This window comes from Pseudoalteromonas sp. 1CM17D (assembly GCF_023161805.1).
Classification (GTDB): domain Bacteria; phylum Pseudomonadota; class Gammaproteobacteria; order Enterobacterales; family Alteromonadaceae; genus Pseudoalteromonas; species Pseudoalteromonas atlantica.
In genome coordinates, this window is sequence record NZ_JALNTP010000003.1 from 205,889 (window position 1) to 225,234 (window position 19,346).

General features: G+C 40.5%; 17 protein-coding genes. 11 read left to right on the forward strand and 6 right to left on the reverse strand.

The window, feature by feature from the left end:
* The first annotated feature begins 5 nt into the window (after nucleotides 1-5).
* From MSC25_RS07415 to MSC25_RS07425, 3 genes are all read left to right on the forward strand, one after another.
* Entirely contained in the window at nucleotides 6-1,346 is a 1,341-nt protein-coding gene (locus tag MSC25_RS07415; protein WP_248443026.1) for a DUF1501 domain-containing protein, read from the forward strand.
* 256 nt (nucleotides 1,347-1,602) lie between these two features.
* Nucleotides 1,603-2,316 (forward strand): DUF1499 domain-containing protein, encoded by a 714-nt coding sequence (locus tag MSC25_RS07420; protein WP_055252973.1) that lies wholly within the window; start codon nucleotides 1,603-1,605, stop codon nucleotides 2,314-2,316.
* A 203-nt stretch (nucleotides 2,317-2,519) separates the two neighbouring features.
* Entirely contained in the window at nucleotides 2,520-3,569 is a 1,050-nt protein-coding gene (locus MSC25_RS07425; RefSeq protein ID WP_004587419.1) for an NAD(P)-dependent alcohol dehydrogenase, read from the forward strand.
* Between the two features lie 69 nt (nucleotides 3,570-3,638).
* Here MSC25_RS07425 and MSC25_RS07430 read toward each other — a convergent pair whose 3' ends face one another.
* The gene (locus tag MSC25_RS07430) at nucleotides 3,639-4,841 is read right to left on the reverse strand and encodes an MFS transporter (protein WP_004587418.1); all 1,203 of its coding nucleotides are present in this window, start codon (nucleotides 4,839-4,841) and stop codon (nucleotides 3,639-3,641) included.
* A gap of 370 nt (nucleotides 4,842-5,211) precedes the next feature.
* Between MSC25_RS07430 and MSC25_RS20270 the strand changes: the two genes are divergently transcribed.
* Nucleotides 5,212-6,513: a PAS domain-containing methyl-accepting chemotaxis protein gene (locus tag MSC25_RS20270; protein ID WP_282448091.1), complete on the forward strand. Its 1,302-nt coding sequence runs from the start codon at nucleotides 5,212-5,214 to the stop codon at nucleotides 6,511-6,513.
* Between the two features lie 98 nt (nucleotides 6,514-6,611).
* The gene (locus tag MSC25_RS07445; protein ID WP_248443027.1) at nucleotides 6,612-8,747 is read left to right on the forward strand and encodes a TonB-dependent receptor; all 2,136 of its coding nucleotides are present in this window, start codon (nucleotides 6,612-6,614) and stop codon (nucleotides 8,745-8,747) included.
* A gap of 42 nt (nucleotides 8,748-8,789) precedes the next feature.
* Here the strand turns inward: MSC25_RS07445 and MSC25_RS07450 are convergent, their stop codons facing one another.
* Complete coding sequence (locus MSC25_RS07450) at nucleotides 8,790-8,963, reverse strand: DUF2986 domain-containing protein (RefSeq protein WP_248443030.1); 174 nt, start codon at nucleotides 8,961-8,963, stop codon at nucleotides 8,790-8,792.
* Nucleotides 8,964-9,178: 215 nt separating this feature from the next.
* Here MSC25_RS07450 and MSC25_RS07455 point away from each other — a divergent pair, with 215 nt between their 5' ends.
* The gene (locus tag MSC25_RS07455) at nucleotides 9,179-10,666 is read left to right on the forward strand and encodes a dipeptidase (protein ID WP_248443033.1); all 1,488 of its coding nucleotides are present in this window, start codon (nucleotides 9,179-9,181) and stop codon (nucleotides 10,664-10,666) included.
* A gap of 74 nt (nucleotides 10,667-10,740) precedes the next feature.
* On the opposite strand, the gene MSC25_RS07460 is transcribed toward MSC25_RS07455, so the two are convergent.
* Nucleotides 10,741-11,526 (reverse strand): putative porin, encoded by a 786-nt coding sequence (locus MSC25_RS07460; RefSeq protein WP_248443035.1) that lies wholly within the window; start codon nucleotides 11,524-11,526, stop codon nucleotides 10,741-10,743.
* A gap of 238 nt (nucleotides 11,527-11,764) precedes the next feature.
* On the opposite strand from MSC25_RS07460, the gene MSC25_RS07465 reads away from it, so the two are divergent.
* A complete protein-coding gene (locus MSC25_RS07465) occupies nucleotides 11,765-11,953 on the forward strand; it encodes a 2TM domain-containing protein (protein WP_248443037.1) in 189 nt (62 codons plus the stop codon).
* A gap of 58 nt (nucleotides 11,954-12,011) precedes the next feature.
* On the opposite strand, the gene MSC25_RS07470 is transcribed toward MSC25_RS07465, so the two are convergent.
* The 3 genes from MSC25_RS07470 to MSC25_RS07480 form a co-directional block, all read right to left on the reverse strand.
* Complete coding sequence (locus tag MSC25_RS07470; protein WP_029773410.1) at nucleotides 12,012-12,449, reverse strand: OsmC family protein; 438 nt, start codon at nucleotides 12,447-12,449, stop codon at nucleotides 12,012-12,014.
* 146 nt (nucleotides 12,450-12,595) lie between these two features.
* The gene (locus MSC25_RS07475) at nucleotides 12,596-12,733 is read right to left on the reverse strand and encodes a DUF2256 domain-containing protein (protein ID WP_024034255.1); all 138 of its coding nucleotides are present in this window, start codon (nucleotides 12,731-12,733) and stop codon (nucleotides 12,596-12,598) included.
* 1 nt (nucleotide 12,734) lies between these two features.
* Nucleotides 12,735-14,237 carry a deoxyribodipyrimidine photo-lyase gene (locus MSC25_RS07480; protein ID WP_248443039.1) on the reverse strand — a complete coding sequence of 501 codons (1,503 nt, stop codon included), beginning with the start codon at nucleotides 14,235-14,237 and terminating at the stop codon, nucleotides 12,735-12,737.
* Between the two features lie 84 nt (nucleotides 14,238-14,321).
* On the opposite strand from MSC25_RS07480, the gene MSC25_RS07485 reads away from it, so the two are divergent.
* The 4 genes from MSC25_RS07485 to MSC25_RS07500 all read left to right on the forward strand — a co-directional run bounded on the left by MSC25_RS07485 (nucleotide 14,322) and on the right by MSC25_RS07500 (nucleotide 19,331).
* Nucleotides 14,322-14,930 (forward strand): flavin reductase family protein, encoded by a 609-nt coding sequence (locus MSC25_RS07485; protein ID WP_248443041.1) that lies wholly within the window; start codon nucleotides 14,322-14,324, stop codon nucleotides 14,928-14,930.
* A 71-nt stretch (nucleotides 14,931-15,001) separates the two neighbouring features.
* Nucleotides 15,002-16,930: a prolyl oligopeptidase family serine peptidase gene (locus MSC25_RS07490; RefSeq protein WP_096042075.1), complete on the forward strand. Its 1,929-nt coding sequence runs from the start codon at nucleotides 15,002-15,004 to the stop codon at nucleotides 16,928-16,930.
* Nucleotides 16,931-17,192: 262 nt separating this feature from the next.
* Nucleotides 17,193-18,647, forward strand: coding sequence for an ATP-binding protein (locus MSC25_RS07495; RefSeq protein ID WP_248443043.1), 1,455 nt, complete (start codon nucleotides 17,193-17,195; stop codon nucleotides 18,645-18,647).
* A gap of 9 nt (nucleotides 18,648-18,656) precedes the next feature.
* Nucleotides 18,657-19,331, forward strand: coding sequence for a response regulator (locus MSC25_RS07500; protein WP_029773415.1), 675 nt, complete (start codon nucleotides 18,657-18,659; stop codon nucleotides 19,329-19,331).
* Nucleotides 19,332-19,346 lie beyond the last annotated feature (15 nt).

Sequence of the window (19,346 nt, forward strand, 5' to 3'; positions counted from 1 at the left end):
GCATAATGAGCCTAAATAGAAGAGACTTTTTGTCATTATGTTTAAAAGGCGGGGTATCGGCAGCCGCTTTAACCAGTTTGCAGCTTCAAGCACTCACGGGGGCAACTAATGCAATAGAACTCGGTGATTATAAAGCCCTAGTGTGTGTATTTTTATACGGCGGAAACGACTCACTTAATATGTTGCTACCCCTTGAGGGAGAGCAGCGTAGTTTATACGAGCAAAGCCGGCAAAACCTCGCAGTAGACAATCCGCTAGCGTTAAGTGTTTCTCAGCAGTTTGCAGGTGGCGTGGGTATTCATCCCTCACTTGCGCCTTTACAGAGCGTGTTTGAGTCGGATGATTTAGCCTTTGTTGCTGGCGTAGGCACTTTACTTACTCCCACCACATTAACAGATTACAAAAATAACGCGGTGCCTTTACCTAAGCATTTATTTTCGCATAACGATCAGCAAGCGTCATGGATGTACGGCCGAGAAAAAGCCTCTTTAAACAGTGGGTGGGCCGCACGTATGCTAGAGCGATTAGCTGTAGAGGATCAGTTTGCGGCAAATATCTCTCTCGATGGCACTAATTTATGGCAAACAGGCACAAATACCAGTGCCTTTGCGCTTAACAAAAGTGGCATAAGCACAATTAACGCCTTTGGTGGCTATCAGCCCCGCACTGAGCACGTTACTAACATAATGAACCGCTTGTTAGGCAATGCAAGCCATGTACTAGGGCGTGAATATGCGAATGGCTTAAATAGCGCAATTACCAACACGCAAACGATGAACAGTGCGCTTGAACAAGCCCCAGCGCTTACTACCACCTTTAGCGATACTAGCTTGAGTGAGCAATTAGCCGCAGTGGCCAAAGCTATTAGTGTGCAGTCGTCGTTAAGTACACAGCGCCAAGTATTTTTTGTCTCTATGGGGGGATTTGACACCCACGATGATCAGCTTACTGCGCACCCTGCATTATTAAATACGCTAGCTCAAGGGCTCAGCGAGTTTAACAGTGCCATGAAAGAGCTAAACATGAATGATAAAGTCACCACGTTTACTATGTCGGACTTTGGCCGCACACTCACCTCAAACGGAGATGGCACCGACCATGGCTGGGCGGGTAATCAAATAGTAATGGGCGGCGCGGTAAAAGGCCGTTCTATTTATGGCCAGTTACTTACTCAGCAATTAGAGGGCGAATACGATACCGGAGGCGGGCGGTTAATTCCGCAAGTGGCTAACGAGCAATACTTTGCAACGTTAGCGCAGTGGTTTGGCGTGCCTGTTTCGGAGCTGGTTGATATTTTTCCTAATTTAAGTAACTTTAACAGCGCTACCTTAGACTTTTTTGTGTAATGATACTGACACGCCAGCCTAGGTACGTTAGTTTAAGGTTAAAGCGCCGCTGCTTGATAATAAAAATGCGTTATTTAGTTGTTTTAATTAGCTTATTTTAAGGTTTTTGAACAAAGCTTATTATTTAAAGCACTTAAGTATCACTATACAGTGGCGTTGGCTGTTAATTGTAATCTAAACCCAGTGCTTGGCAGTATAATGTACTGGTTTCAAATACTTAAAATTAAAGATCACACATGATAAAGGAATCATAATAATGAAAATTTTAGTGAGCTTAGTAAGTTTAATCGCTTTTTTACTCGTTTTACTGCCAGGGCCTTTATATAAGTATGGCGTTGTTGAACTAAGTACTGCGTTTGCAGGGTTTAGATTTGGGGTGTATGTGGGTGGCGCTGCATTAGTGCTGCTTGTTATACAGGTTATTTTTATGCGTAAAACGCTTAGCATGGGCAGCACTTTAATGGCATTGGTGTTTGCAGCCATCGCGATTGCAATGCCACTGAGCATGATGAGCAAGGCTAAAAGCGTACCCGCGATCCATGATATTTCGACCGATTTAATTAACCCGCCAAAATTTGTGGCAATTGTACCGCTGCGAGCGGATGCTAAAAACCCAGCTGAATACGCAGGAGAAGAAACAGCCACGCAGCAACGCAAAGCTTACCCTGAGCTAAAAACACTAAATTATGCACAATCAAAAACAGACTTATTGGCTGCTACCGAGCAAGCGGTTAAAAATTTAGGGTTTGAGCTTGTTAATGTTAATGCGGCTACGGGCATTGTAGAAGCAACGGATACCACCACATGGTTTGGTTTTAAAGACGATGTAGTTGTGCGTATCAATGATGAAGGCAGCCAGCGCTTTGTCGATATACGCAGTAAGTCACGCGTGGGGCGAAGCGATTTAGGAAAAAATGCTGAACGTATACATTCACTCATTGATGAGATAAATACGTTACTGGATAAGTAACCAACATTTAAGTTAAAAAAGTCCAACCTTGTTGGGCTTTTTTGGTCAGGGTGCATTCACAGCGCCAGCGTTAGTGTAAACCACATCAAAGTGCATACCGGTATTATTTTTAGAGGCAGCCCTTATGGGGTTGGCTTTTAAATAAAGCACTTAAATAAGCAAAAAGGTAGACGACTTAAATTTTTACAGACTATGGAGTTGTTATGAAAACAGTAGGATATGCAGCAAAAAGCGAAGGTGCGCAACTAGGTGAATATACTTTTGAGCGCCGCGATTTACGCGATAACGATGTAGAAATTGAAATTTTATATTGTGGCGTATGCCACTCTGATTTACATGCAGTGCGCAATGACTGGGGTGGCAGCCGTTACCCGTTAGTCCCTGGGCACGAAATTGTAGGTAAAGTAAAAGCCATTGGTAGCGCTGTTAAAAACTATGAAAAAGGTGACACAGTAGCGGTAGGCTGCATGGTTGATTCATGTCAAAGCTGCAAACAGTGTGATAACGGCGAAGAGCAATTTTGCCAAGAAGGCATGGTAGGCACATACGCAGGTAAAGATAGAGAAACCGGCGAGATGACCCAAGGTGGCTATTCTAAACATATTGTTGTTCGTGAAGAATTTGTACTATCAGTCCCTGAAAACCTAGAGCTTTCGCGCGTTGCCCCTTTATTATGTGCAGGTATCACTACTTACTCTCCTTTACATAAGTGGGGCGTTACAAAAGGCAGCCGTGTTGCCGTTGTAGGGCTTGGTGGCTTAGGTCACATGGCTGTTAAAAATGCCGTAGCCATGGGCGCGAGTGTAACAGTGGTTGGGCGAAGTGAGTCTAAAAAAGATGACGCAGTAAAACTTGGCGCGCAGCATTATTTAGTGTCGACTGACGAAGATGCAATGAAAGCGTCGCAGTCGGCTTTTGATATTATTATTGACACCGTACCTGTTAAGCACGATTTGTCTATTTACACACCCTTATTAGACATAGATGGGACGCTAGTTATTGTTGGGCAAGTTGGCCCCGTAGAAGAGCTAAACACTGTGCCTCTTTTAATGGGTCGTCGGCGCATCGCAGGCTCACTGATTGGTGGGATAGAAGAAACCCAACAGATGCTAGATTTTTGTGGCAAAAATAACGTATTGCCAGAGTGCGAAATGATTAATATTGACCAAATAAACACCGCGTATGAGCGAATGGAAAAATCAGACGTACGCTATCGTTTTGTTATTGATATGGCGTCGTTAGAGGCCCAGTAAGGTGGGTGATTAAATCCCCTTGTTAAAGTAAAAGAGCGGCTAATTGTATTAGCCGCTCTTTTTATATGCTTAACACGTTTGTGCTGCGGGTTGTTGTTTATTAAGTTGCAAGTAGCTTAAAAACCACATTACTAAGCCGCCTAAAAACAACGCTGCTGCGACATAACCTGTTTGGTTAGGCGCTGCACCTTGTGCAATAACAGCCCCGCCAACCCAAGGGCCGATAGCATTTGCGGTGTTAAATGCGCATTGTACTAATGCACCAATCATTGCATGGCCCTCTGGGGCTACATCCATTAATAAAGATTGAATAAGCGTTGCCAAACCCACACTGCAACCAATAAAAAATATAACCGCATAAAGCATCCAAATATTGTAACTTGCGCTAACGTAGGCAATTGCAAATACGATGGTGCACACCAGTGCAAGGCCTGTGGTTTTAATGGCAGATTTATCGGCCGCTTTACCTAATATGTAATTACCTAACGTACAACCAATACCAAACATCACCATAGCGATAGAAATAGTGTAAGGGGCTGTTTTAGTTACATCTAAAATTGTATCGGCAATGTATGTATAAATACAAAACACGCCGCCAAAGCCAATAATAACAATACCTAAAATAGACCACACCAGTTTATTTTTAAGTACGCCAAACTCGTTAAGTAAGTTAGATGGCTTAGCGTTATCAATATTTGGCACTACTTTGTATACAAATATAAACGCAATAAACGCTAAAACCGCAGCGCCACCTAAGCAATAACGCCAGCTTAGATTTTGCCCCACCAAGGTAACAATAGGCACGCCAACGATGGTCGCAATGGTTAAGCCCATAAATACTTTTGACATAAAGCTTGCGCGTTTACCCGAAGGGGCAATATCGGAGGCAAGCAAAATAGCGGCACCAAAGTAAGCGCCGTGAGGTAAGCCACTTAAAAAGCGAAAAATAACGAGCTGCTCTAATGAGGTTGCTAATGCACTCAAACCATTAGAAATACACATTAGGCTTAAAAAAATCAGCAAAGCTTTGCGTTTTCGCATATTGGCCGTTGTAAGCATTAATACCGGCGCGCCTACCACAACGCCAATAGCATAGGCGCTAATTGCATAGCCACTTTGCGAAGGGGTTGAGCCAAACGTTTCACTGATCAGCGGCAGCATAGGCATCATTGAAAATTCTGATAATCCTAAAATAAACGTACCTAGTGCTAACACTAATAAAATAGCAGCTTTATTTAACTGATTAGATGCCGACGCAACATCTGCACTCATAGAAGATCCTTTAACTTTGATTTTAAAAATAGTGAATAGCCACACATTAACTGTGTGGAGAGTAAACATATATTAGGTGTGGAGTGTGTCAGTGAGATGGCTATTTTAAGTTAAAAAGTGTACTGCGTCATGTATAAAAAATAGTATTTTTGGCTTGTTTTACTTTTGTTAACTGTCAAAAAGTGCTAGTTATTAGATTAATTTATAAAAAGTTTTTACAAAGCAGCTCACTAGCAAGTGTTTAATTGCTCGCAGAAAAACTAAAAAACACCTATATTTACAAAGTTGTTACATTTATTGCTAACTTACATATTATTTTTATATTTGTTTGTTATTGTCATCCTATTATTATTCCCTAAAGGTTTAACACATGTTTGGTCTACGAAAAGATAACGCCAAAGTTGAAGAATTGGAACGTCAACTCAATGAAAGTAAATCAGTACTATCCGCTATTTATAACCATGTAGCGTATATTGAATTTACACCCAAGGGAAAAATTTTAGACGCTAATGATCTTTTTTTAGATACCGTAGGCTACAAAAGAGAAGAGGTAATAGGCAAGCACCACCGGATGTTTTGCGATTCAGACTACGCTAAGTCGAGTGAGTACAGCCAATTTTGGCAAGCGCTGCAAGGGGCAAACTCAACAAGCGGTACCTTTATGCGATTTAACGCTAATGGCGAAAAGCTATGGCTAGAGGCTACTTATTTTCCTGTTGAAGTAAACGGGGTGGTTACTAAGGTTATTAAAATAGCGTCGGATATTACAAAAAATTATGTACAGCGAAAATCTCAAGAAGCGCTCACCGAAGCGCTTGATAAGGCGCTGGCTACAATAGAATTTCACCCCGATGGCACCATAATTAAAGCAAATCAAAACTTTTTATCTACGGTGGGTTATTCACTTGCAGAAATTGTTGGCAAACATCACAAAATGTTTTGTACCGACTCTTTTTATCAAAATAACCCTCGGTTTTGGGAAGAGCTAAGCGATGGGCAGTTTAAGTCGGGTAAGTTTAAACGAATAACTTCTGATGGCTCGCAAATATGGCTAGAGGCAACTTATAACCCAATTTTAGATAATAAAGGCAAAGTGACAAAAATAGTGAAGTTTGCCTCTAATATTACCGATCGCATAAAAGACAACGAAGCCGTTAGTGAGGCCGCACAAATTGCGTATGAATCGGCGGTGTCGAGTGCGCAAACGGCTAAAAGGGGCTCAGATATATTACATGATGCAATTGCAAACTCAGATGCAATTGTAAGCCAAGTACTTAAATCGGTTGATTTAATTAAAAACCTGAATGAGCAGTCAGCAGTTATCGGCTCTATTGTGTCGACCATAAGCAGTATTGCCGATCAAACTAATTTATTGGCGTTAAATGCAGCCATTGAAGCCGCCCGAGCGGGCGAGTACGGGCGAGGCTTTGCCGTGGTAGCCGATGAAGTTAGGCAGCTTGCAGCAAGCACCAGCAGTTCAACCAACGAAATTGCAACCGTAGTTAAAAACAACCAAGAGCTGACTAACGATATTTCAAAGCAAATCACCTCCGTCTCTGATTCGTCAGAGCAAGGCCGAGAGTTAATAGCGAAAGTCTCAGAAGTAATTCAAGAAATAGAACGCGGCGCAGATGCTGTTTCTGCAACAGTGTCTAAGCTTAACGCGAGTTAAGTGGCAGTAAGTTCTCAAAGTGCGACATTTTGTCGCGCTCTAAACTTGTAACTACATTATATAATTTATGCCATATATAACAGTGGCATAAATTATAAATGGCTCATATTCAACATATCCAACACACTTATTTATTCTCTCCTTTAGCACTTTTATTAACTGGCCTTTTTTCTCCTGCAGTATTTGCAGATGATAACACTTTAGAAATTATTGAAGTGCACGGGCAGGTACACAACAAGCACTTATCGCTTGGTTCGTCAGAGGCAATGCTTAGCAATTTAGGTGTTGATTTTTCGGCTGCGGGCGGGGTGTCTAACTTACCTATTTTAAATGGTTTAATGGGCGATAGAGTAAAAGTACTGGTTGATGGCGCAGAGGTTACTGCAGCGTGCGCTAATCAGATGAACCCGCCTCTTTCTTACGTATCAGCTAATCAAGTAATGGCTTACAAAGTAGTTGCTGGTGTTTCACCAGTGAGTGCTGGTGGCGATAACATTGCAGGTGTAATAAGCGTTAACTCAATTTCACCACAATATAGCGAAAGTAGTGAGCTAGCATGGCATTCAGGCTATGTCTCGGCTAAGTACAGCAGTGTTGATAACGGCCAAAAACTAGGTTTGGGAGCACGTTTAGCAAGCGATACTGTGAGCCTTAATTATCAAGGGTCGTTTAGTGATGCCAACAGCTACAAAGATGGAAAGGGGAATGTGGTACTTGATACATTATATCGGGCTCAAAACCACAGCCTAACTGGCGCGATACGTGACGATATACAGCAATTTTTGATAAAGCTTACGCATCAAAAAATACCGTATCAGGGTTTTGCTAATCAGTACATGGATATGACTGATAACACCAGTTATGGCGCTATTGCCCAATATAAGCGCAGTTTTGAAAACAGTGAGCTAGAAGGGCAAGTTAATTGGCACAGCGTTAAACACAAAATGGGTTTTTTTAGTAAAGAAAAAACCGGCATGATGCCCATGAAAACAGATGCAAAAGACATAAGCACACAGCTTAAATGGCGCCTTACACTTGATCAAAATAGCTCATTACTACTTGGACAAGAATATTATAATTACCGCATTGATGATTGGTGGCCGGCGATTGAAGGCTCAACCATGATGGGGCCAAATGATTATATAAATATTAATAACGGTAAGCGTGAGCGTATTGCCTTATTGGCAGAATATGAAAGCCAAATCAATAACAAGCTCTGGTTAAATACGGGTATAAGGATTGAGCGTGTTAATACACAGGTTGATGAAGTACAAGCCTATAACGATGGCATGAGTATGATGAATATGGGCAGTATGAGCGCAATGACAACTGCCAATAATGCGCTAGCTGCCAATAACTTCAACAATGCAGATAGAGACAAAACCGACACCTTAGTTGATGTAAATGTATTAGCTAATTACCAAGTTACACTTTATGACGAGCTGCAATTAGGCCTTGCCCGTAAAAGCCGAGCCCCTAATTTATATGAGCGTTACAGTTGGGGTGTAAGTAATATGGCAAGCACTATGATTGGCTGGTACGGTGACGCTAATGGTTATATTGGTAACCCAAACCTCAAAGCCGAAACCGCTCATACCATCAGTGCAACGTATTCAAAAACAGCAAAAAATGATGCGTGGCGGGTAAGTGCTAATGTGTGGTACACCGATATAACTGACTACATTGATGCAGATATTGTACGTAGTTTTAATAGTTATGGATTAGCAAATACAACACGTAACATTTTAAGCTTTACTAATGTTGACGCCACACTTTATGGCGCAAAGCTTGATATAAGTAAGTCACTTTATCAATCAACACAGTTTGGCGAATGGCAATTAAAAGCAAACATAACGAGCACTCGTGGTAAGCGCGGCGATACTAACCAGCCGCTTTATCAAATTAAGCCGTTACATACAGCGCTCTCATTAAGCCAGCAAATAGGGGTATTTGAAAATGCGCTGTCGTGGGAGTGGGTGGATACAAAATCACGCCTTGATGTTAACCGCTTAGAAAACCAAACCGTTAGTTACAGCTTAGTTAATATAAGCTCTAAAGCTTCTTTTGATGCGCTTACGCTGGGTATTGAGATGGTAAACTTATTTGATACGTTTTATCAATTACCCCTAGGCGGGGTAAGTATTGCAGCGCTTAAGCAAGGTAACAGCAAGGGGTTTACTCAATTAGCTGGGCAAGGGCGCTCATTTAATATAAGTGCCAGTTACGCATTTTAAACCCATATAAAGCGTTGAGAATAGGTTGCTTGGCGCTTTAGTTTAATCTGATGTTGGCGTAACTTGCTCGGCGTTGGTTGTTTGCTGCGCCTCTAAAGCTAGTTTTTCACGCTCTGCTTTTGATACATACGCCGGTTTACTACTTTTATGCAATTTAGCATTAGCACGTTTATCTTTTTTCTGAAATTTGGTGACAATTTTTTTGCGGCGGTTCATTAGTACTAATACTCTGATTAATTAAGGTCGCGCATTATACAACCAATGCAATGTAAGCCGCTATCTAAATTTAAAGCGCGATTGTTGTAACCCTGCCGCAAAGCGCTATTTAATACTATTGCTTGGCGGTATAATTTAGCTTTAATACCAATTTAATTATTTAAGCGATTTATTATTGCGCATTGGTAGTAATGATTCATACAAAAGGATACGTTTTGAAAAAGTTAGCTTTGCTTTGCAGTGCTTTATTTGCTTTTAGCGCACATGCACAATTACATACAAATATTGATAGTGTTGCCGATTACGCTGTGGATACTTATCAACAATCACAAATTCACACGTTAACTAATTTAGTGGCTTTTCCTACGGTAAATAAAGAGTCGATACCCGCGCCACAAAATCCTGACTTTATTAATTTCAAATCTGTATTAAAAATGAAAGCTGCAGAGCTTGGGTTTGATTATCAAGACTTAGGCTACACCGTGCTTATAGGCATGGGAGATCAAAACGAAAAGGTTACCGTTGTAACCCACGGAGACGTACAACCTGCCAATGCCAGTAAGTGGAAGCAAAGCCCATTTATTATTGATACCTCAGAGCCTGGCAAATTAGTCGGGCGCGGTACCGAAGACGACAAAGGCGCAATAGCCACCGCACTATACGCCATGAAAGCGATTAAAGATAAAGGCATAGAGCTTGATAACCGCATAGAGCTGATGATTTACCTAGCGGAGGAATCTGACTGGGGCCCGCTTACTGAATTTATGAAAACCTACGAGCAGCCAAAATACGCCGTAACCATTGATGCATCATACCCAGTTGTAGTAGCCGAGAAAGGCTGGAGCTTAATTGCTCCTACTTTTAATGCTACCTCAAAACAAACCGGTATGTATGTGAGTGATTTAGCGGGCGGCGCGTTTAAAAGCCAAATACCAGAAGATGCAAGCTTAGTGCTGCATAACGCAAGCGCTGCAGTTATTAACTCATTAAAAGCTAAAGCTAAAACACTTAGTGAAGTTGAATTTAACTTTGAAGAGCTAGCTGAAGGCTTAAAAATAACTGTAAAAGGGGTGTCTGCGCACTCATCAGAGCCAGAGTCGGGCGTTAATGCTATTGCACATCTGAGCGAGCTATTTAAAGACGTCGCACTTGAAAATAATAGCGATGGCCAGCTTATAAAATTTGTAAATCAATTAATTGGTTTAGATATTCATGGTAAGCAATTTGGTAATATTGCCTACGAGCATGAATTCATGGGCCCAATGAGCGTAGCCCCTACCGTAATTGAACGCGATGGTAGTGCACTAACGTTAGCCATTAACGCGCGCCGCCCAGTTGGTAAAGATGAAAACTTACTTAAAGCGCAAATAAACAGTGCGATTAAGGAATGGGAAACGGTAAATAACGTAACGCTTACTAATGTCGAGACCATTATTGGTACACCTATGCTGTTAGATAACGCACCGCACGCACAAAAGCTGCTCGATATTTTTAAACATTTTACAGGTGACGAAAAAGCTGACTTTGTATCAATAGGGGGCGGCACTAACGCAAAGCTATTTGATAATGCCGTATCGTTTGGCCCTTCAATGCCAGGCAAACGTTATACCGGCCACTCAGAGCATGAATTTATTACGCTTGAGCAATTAGCGCTTAATTTACGTATGTATACCGCAATGATGATAGAGCTAGGTAATATGTAAGCTATAGCTGTTTTAATATAAAAGCCGCCTTGTTTAACAGAAGTGACTCCAGCAAGGCGGCTTTTTTGTATTTACTAAAACTGAGCTACAAAACTGAGATTGTATATATCGTAGTCATCGTTATCGGTGTAATTAGCTGTAAAATAGTAGTTATCGTTGATAAAGTATTTACCTTCAACAACTAAATCTGAGTCGTATAAACCAACGCCAACTGCAACATGCTTATTAAAGTAATAATTTGCCAACACATTAAAAATTGAATCATCGCCAGCATCGAGATAGTCAGCATTTATAGTAAAGTAGCGTTCATCGTAAAGGTGAGCAAAGTAACGTGATGATAAGTCCCACGACTCTATTTCATCATCCGTCTCAACAGTAAAACCAATGTAGTCGGTGTCATTAATTTGGTGATTATATTGCGCTTTAAACAAATAAACTGTGTCACCATATTCGTAATCTACCATACGTGCAGATACTTTTAACGAATCAACAAATAAGTAACCTATGCCAAGTGAATAGGTATCAGTATCGCCAATATTAGGCAGCTCTATGGTTGCAAAAGCATTACCGTAAAAGCCTTCTCCAAAAATCCCTTTTCTACTAAAACCATCTGAATTAAAGTAATTTAAGCCTATATTACTATCTGTATCTAGGTAGCCATAATCATCCCACACTCCCGAGCTTTGTTGCTCTTCAAAGTAATAATGCGTAGATAATCCGTACACATTATCGCTGTAATAGCGTGAATCAATTTTTGCGTAGTTAATTGTATTAAACCATTGCTTTGATGCTGATTGTTCAGCGTTTACTGACTTAGCACAGCTAAGTGCAAGTAAAGAGAGTGGTATTAAGTAGCGCATAAGTATCCTTTCTTATAATTAAATAGGTGTATCTAGAAAAGGTATTATATTAAATACTCTTTAAAATACATTTAAATAATTGTAAGTAACTGTATGTTTGTATAAGTATTTGTAGAGATGCGCTTGAAGGGGCCACTATAAATTTATGACTAATGTCATATTAACTGATGACAAATAGCACCTTTCAGGCTTAAAAATTAAGGCAATAATAACCTTACATTTTAAGAGGAGAGCAAACATGAATACACCAGCATTTTTTGATAATTTAACACGTTACTTTGTGGTTTTGGTATTTTTGACCGCGATAAACTTAATTACATCGCCAAATAATTTATGGGTAGTTTGGCCTGCTTTAGGGATGGGTATAGCACTGCTAAATGAGTTATTAAACTCAAATAACTCAAAAAGGGTTAGGGATGAGTGTTAAGCCAAGTAACAGGTTACCTGGCTTAACGCGTAAAACCGTAAGGTTTAAAAATTACGTTTTATGCGGTTGAGTCGAGCGTTGCGTTTAGGGAGATTTCGGTATTAAGTAGCTTTGAAATAGGGCAGCTTTTTTTAGTTTGCTCACACAATGCCTGAAATTGCTCGTTAGCAATATCTTTAATACGTGCGTTTACTTCAAGCGCTATATGGGTGACTGCAAAGCCGTCATCAACCTCATCAAGGCTTACGGTGGCTTTAGTATCAATTTTATCGGCTTTAAAACCGGCATCGCCAAGTGCAAGCGAAAGCGCCATACTAAAGCAGGCACTGTGCGCAGCTCCCACTAATTCTTCTGGGTTAGAACCAGGCTCGTCTTCAAAGCGAGTATTAAAACCAAATGGTTGTTTATCAAGTGCGCCGCTTTGTGTAGAAATACTGCCTTTACCTGTTTTAATATCGCCTGACCAGGTTGAGTTTGCCGTTTTTTTAATCGTCATCATCTTCTCCTTGCGTTGCATGTAAGCTTTTCAGGCTTATTAAGCGTTATTTACATAAAACACCTAAATACAGCCTTAAAAGCCGAGTTATTCATACCTTTGCAAAATAGACGCCAGCTCACGCATAGCATAAAGGATTAATACCTTTACTTTTTATTACGTTTACAACGCTCTGAGCAGTAAATAACGTTATCCCAATCACGCTGCCACTTTTTACGCCACGCAAAAGGCTTATTGCAAACAGGGCACATTTTTTGTGGTAAGTGACTTTTTTTATGTGCCATATTAATTACTTGTTGCGGTGTTTTTATGTGTACGAGTAAGCCCTACATGCTTTTTTAATATGTTAGGAATTGCACGTTTAACATCGGCGCGCTCGCGATATTGCCATAAACGTTCGCGCGCTTGTTTGGAGGCTTGAGTTAAATCAAGCATGGGCTCGGGGTAGTCCTCACCAAGTTTAAAGTCGTTAAACAACGCTTCCATTGGTGTTTGTTGCCAAGGCTCGTGTAAATATTCTATCGGCAGCTTTTCAAGTTCGGGGCACCATTTTTTAATAAAGGCGCCGGTTGGGTCTTGATCTTCAGATTGCTTAATTGGGTTGTAATGCCTAATGGTGTTAATACCCGTAACTGAGGCCTGCATTTGTATTTGTGGGTAATGAATGCCAGGTTCAAAGTCTAAAAAGTAATTTGCCAAAGGTAAGCTTGCCTGCTGCCAGCTTATATTTAAATGATGCGTTACAAAGCTAACCAACATAGCGCGCATTCTAAAATTAATATAGCCCGTGGTTTTTAAACAGCGCATACAGGCATCAATAATGGGTATACCCGTTTGGCCTTGTGCCCAGCGCTCAATATCGTGTTGTACGTTGTCATCGTTTCTATATGGGAACTGATGATACCCCGCATTGAGCGCTTTAAATTCCATCGTACTCTCACTTTCAAATTTTTGCATAAAATGGCAGTGCCAATGCAAACGCGATACAAATGCAGCAAGCGGGCGCTTCCAGCCTTTTTTGCTTGGGTGTTTTGCATGGTATGCATCAATAGCGGTTTGATAAACCTGTTTAAGGCTAATATTACCCCACGCTAAATAAGGCGAAAGCCTAGAGCAATGAATACGGCTTAAGCTGGGGCTAGATATGCCTTTTTGATATCCCTTACCGCGCTCAGCAAAAAAGCTTTGCAATATTGTGTGCGCAGTTAAAGGCCCACCTATTTGAAAGTTGTCATCATTTTGCGTGTAGCTGTGGGGTAATTTAGGTGTTTGGTAGTTATTAAGTGTAATGGTTTTTATGTTTTTCCAATTAGGAATAGCAATAGGGGCCTGCATTGTTTGTTGCCAGCGTGCGTTCCAATCTTTACGGTTTTTTTTGCCACGAATAACGCCGCCCGTTTGTGACTCAAGCCAGTTAACTTTGTTAGCTTTACACCATGTAGCCACGGCTTTATCGCGCTCAAAGGTATTGTTTAAACCAATTTCTTGATGGCTAAATATGTTTGCTATTTGGTATGTTTGATTAAGCGTGTTTAACAGTGTCAGCATGTTTTGGTTAAAAATATACAGCGTTGCTTTATAGCGAGTTAGCTGCTGATTTATTTCGCCTATTGATTGATAAACAAAACGCCAATGGCGCGCATTATAATGTGCATCCTCAAGCATTAGTGGCTCAAAGCTGTATAGCAGTAACGTGGGTAAATCATCACTAAATGCATTTTTAAGTGGTTGATGGTCGCTAAGGCGTAAATCGCGTTTAAACCACACTATGTTTATTTTTTTGCGCATATTTAAAAAAGTGGCTGCAGTTATGAAATACTGTACGCAATAAAGCGCTTTTACGATTTGCAGTACGACGTATAAAGGGAAATTATGTTTTTAGATTTAACGCAAAGCACGCAGCACAATGTTTACTCGTATTTAGTGGGGGGTATTAGCCCACGGCCTATTGCTTGGGTAAGCACACTTAGTAAAGAGGGGATTGCTAATATTGCCCCGTACTCTTTTTTTACAGTGGCCAGTTGTAACCCGCCCGTGCTGAGCGTGACCCAAGTAAACCCACGCGACAAAGCCAATAAAGACACGCTTTTAAACCTTCAAGCCACTAACAACTGCGTGGTTAATATTGTTAGTGAAGAGCTAGTAGAAAAAATGAATCAAAGCTGCGCTAATTATCCGCATAATGTGAGTGAATTTGAGGCGGCAAATATTGAAACAATCGCCAGTACACACGTAACATCCCCAGGCGCCGCAGCGGCTAAAGTAAGATACGAGTGTACTTTAAGAGACGTTATTCAGATAAGCGACGAACCAGGTGGCGGCAAAGTTATGCTACTCAACGTGGTGGGGATTTATATTGACGATAACGTGTTAGTGAATGGCTATATAGACCCCACGCGATTAAACAGCGTAGGTAAAATGGGTGGAGACTACTTTAGCTCTACTAAAGATAAATTTTTACTAAAGCGGCCACAATTGTAAAATAACAGATTAACTTTATACACTTACTGTTAACTCATTAAGCGTTACTTATAAAAACAAATGGATATTGAATGTCTAAACTTTACCTCACTTTAGTATTTGCCCTACTTAGTTTTAGCTGCCTATCAGCCTCTGATAAAAAGCTACCCATAGAAGCGTTTGCAGGCTTAAAAAGCATAAGCCAAGTTAAGCTCTCACCAGATGGAAATAACATTGCGTATGTTAGAAACCTTGATGGCGATTTAGTTTTAATGGTGCAAAGCCTTACAACAGGCAAGGGCAAGCCGATTATTAAATCGGATAACCACACTGTATTTTTTGACTGGTTTAGTTGGGCAAATAATGATGTGTTGTTATTGGGCGCACGATACATTAAATATCAATTTGGTGGGGTTAAGTATGCGTCTACATTAATGTATTCGTATAATCTAAGTGATGATAAAGGAATAAAACTGGCGTTTAGAGCAAACAACACGCGTGATGAAAAGCAGCCTCAGTTTTCTGACCGAATTATTAGCTTTTTACCGGAACAAGAAAATAAAATACTCGTGCAGGGCGATTTTAAAATAGCCAATACCCCTGCGGTGTATGAACTTGACCTAACTACCTTACGCAAAAAACAAATACAACGTGCTCGTGCAGATGTAACCAGTTGGTTTGCTGATAGACAAGGCAAGGTTCGTATTGCTAAAAAAATGGATGAAACACAATTTACTTACGAGCTGTACAACGAGCAAAATGAGTCGTGGCAAACACTATTTAGCTACGAAGTATTTAGTGAGCAAAGCATTTCGATACTTGGCTTTGATAAAGACCCTAACTTTTTATACATCACTGCGTTACATGAAGGGCGTGATGCATTATTTAAGCTTAATCTAACAACTAACAAACGTGAGCTCATTTTTAGCGACGACAAGTATGATGTCGATGGCGATATTTTTTACTCCCGTAAAACTGGCGAAGTGGCAGGCTTTACGCATTCGCATTTAGAAGATGGTATTGCGTATTGGGATGAAGACTTAGACAAGCTACATCGCTCTTTACGAGCATCACTACCTAAAGATTCATTTGAAATGGATATTGTTAGCACCAGCGACGATCAGCAAAAATATGTACTTTATGTCAGCTCAGATAAAACATCAGGCGCCTACATGTTAGGTGACAGAAAGCGAGGTGACTTAACATTTTTTGCAGACGTTTACCCACACATTAACGAAAGCGTATACGCCGGTAAAGAACACATTAGCTATAAAGCACGTGACGGGCTTATTATAGAAGGCTACTTAACGCTGCCTGTTGGCTATGAGAAAGGCGATAAGTTACCCACTATTATATTTCCACATGGTGGGCCTATGGCGCGAGACTATGCAGGCTTTGACTATTGGACTGCGCTACTGGCATATAATGGTTATGCCGTGTTACAGCCTAACTTTCGTGGCTCAAGCGGTTATGGTTATGACTTTTTAATGCAGTCGATCCAAGGTTTTGGTTTAGCCATGCAAGATGACTTACAAGATGGAGCTAATTGGTTAATAGACCAAGGGATTGCTCAGGCTGATAAAATTTGTATTGGTGGCGCAAGCTACGGTGGGTATGCCGCCTTAATGGCTGTTATTAAACACCCTGAAACATTTAAATGTGCGGCAAGTTTTGCAGGGGTAACTGACCTTGAGCATATTGTGAGTAAAGCCCGCCACTTTACAAACAAAGACATAGTACGAAAACAGTTTGGAACAAATAGCGATAAGTTAGAGGCCAATTCGCCGGTCAATTTTGCTAAATCAATCAACAAACCTGTTTTACTTGTGCATGGTAGCGACGACAGTGTTGTCCCTATTTACCATAGTAGAGAAATGGAAGATGAACTAGATGACGAAGATAAAGATGTTACTTACATTGAGCTAGAAGATGGCGATCATTACTTGTCCTATCAGCCGCATAGAATTAAAACGTTACAAGCGTTTCTCGATTTTTTTGATAAGCATTTAAAAAACGATTAATAACAAAGGCGACTTAGGTCGCCTTTTTTGAGCGTAATTTTTCATATAATGCACATTGTTTGCACTTTTACTTGTTAACGTTATACGTTGTTGTTAAAGGCGCTATTTATAAGTCGCTATAATAGAACACGCAATTAATACAATTGTTATTACAGACTATTCTTTAAAGGGCTTAGAGCTTTTAAAAATACGTTTTAGCAGTAAAAAAATACGCAATAAATAACAGCTCAAATGCTTTTAGAGTCAGGTTTATAAAAAATAAATGAAAATTCATAACAAACTTTTTTTAATATTATTTAGCTTCACCTTTAGCATTATTGCAGGGCTAGTTGTGCTTATTCAGTACAGTATTGGCCAAGGTATTATTGATTTTGTAAACGCCAAAGAAGTAAAAGCATTAGAGCCATTAGCGGTACAGCTGGCTAATAAATACGCGCAAACTCCCTCGTGGGATAAAATTATAGGTAACGATCAGCGCTTTTTAAGGTTGGTTGAATCGCAATTGCAATCAAGCCAGTTTTTACCTAGTTTACGCGATATGCCACAGCGCCCAGAAATTCGCGGTGAACGCAGACCCAGACCCCCACAGCATATGGCGCAACGAGATCGACGCCCACCGCCCGAGCATGCCGCGCACTATGCACTACTGGATGAAAACCAGCAGCGTATTTTTGGTAAATTATTTGAGGATTTAAAGTACATTAAAACGCCCATAGAGCTTGAAGGTAAAACAATTGCTTACCTTGCTGTTTCAAAAAGAAAAAGCCTAGCAGATGGGTACGAGCTGGATTTTTTAAAGCAACAAACTAACTATTTATGGCTTATTGCGTTAACCGCAGGGCTACTTACCTTAATGTTGTCTTTTTTACTGGCAAGGCATTTAGTTGGCCCTGTAAAGCAAATAGCCAGTGGTATGCATAAGCTAACCAAAGGGCAGTACAGCACCAAACTTTTATTAGATAGAAAAGACGAGCTGGGCCAGCTTAGTGAAGATTTTAATACCTTGGCCTTTACGCTCGCTAAAGATGAGCAAGTACGTAAACGCTGGTTAGCTAATATTTCTCATGAACTAAGAACGCCAATGAGCATTTTACTCGGTGAGCTCGAAGCTATGCTGCTTGGAATACGTGAACCAAATAATAAAAATATAAGTTCTGCTAACGATGAAGCGCTGCATTTAAAACGCTTGATTGACGACCTACACATGCTAAACAGCGCAGAGCTAGGTGGCATGCATTACACCATGCAACCTACCGACGTAGGCTTTTTACTTAACTCCATAGAGCAAAAGTATCACGTTATTTTTGAGCAGCACGCTATTAATTTTTACCTTCTTAATAGTGCTAACAACACCACAGTAAACGCAGATAAAACACGTATACTGCAATTACTAGATAATATATTAATGAATGCGGTGCATTACGCCCAGTGCTCAACTATTTCTTTAAGTGCCAATAACGTAAATATTAAAGGCCAAGCCTATTTAGAGCTTATAATAGAGGACAACGGGATAGGCGTTGAGCAAACGCATTTATCGCACTTGTTTGAATATTTATACCGTGTAGACAGCTCTCGCAATCGCCAAGAGGGAGGCTCTGGTTTAGGTTTGTCTATTTGTCAGCATATAGTTAAAGGTCATAATGGCGAAATATCAGCCGAAAAAGCCAGTATTGGCGGGCTTGGCATTGTTATTAAATTACCCTTATTAGTTCAGTAGAGGATAAGTATGAGTGAGCAAATACTCATTGTTGAAGATGAAATAAAACTTGCCAATTTAATGAGCGACTTTTTAACAAGCCATCATTATCAAACGCACCTTATTCATCATGGTGATGAAGTACTTAGCTGGCTTGAAAGTAATAAGCCAAGTGTTATTTTATTAGATATTATGTTGCCAGGGCAAAGCGGTATAGAGCTGTGCAAAGCGATAAGAAAGTTCTCTAATGTGCCCATTATTATGGTTTCGGCAAAGGTGGAGGAGATTGACCGGTTACTCGGACTTGAACTGGGCGCCGATGACTATATTTGTAAACCGTTTAGTTATGCTGAGCTGGTGGCGCGAGTAAAAGCAATTTTAAGGCGTGTTAATACCACAAAAGAGCCGGTAAATAATGCCATGACACTGGATGAAAGTACTTACAGTGTAAATTATAAAAATAGCAGTATAGAACTTACTAATTTTGAATTTCAGCTATTTAAGCCTTTGTATTCAAACCCTAACAGAATCTATTCACGCGATAGCTTAATGGACACCATGTACGCAGACCAACGTATAGTTAGCCACCGTACTATAGACAGCCACATAAAAAAGTTACGTAAAAAGCTTGATGAAGTAACGCAAACCGACAGTGTTATTCAGTCGGTTTACGGTGTGGGCTATCGGTTTGTTCATCCTCAATAGCTAAACGTGAGCGCA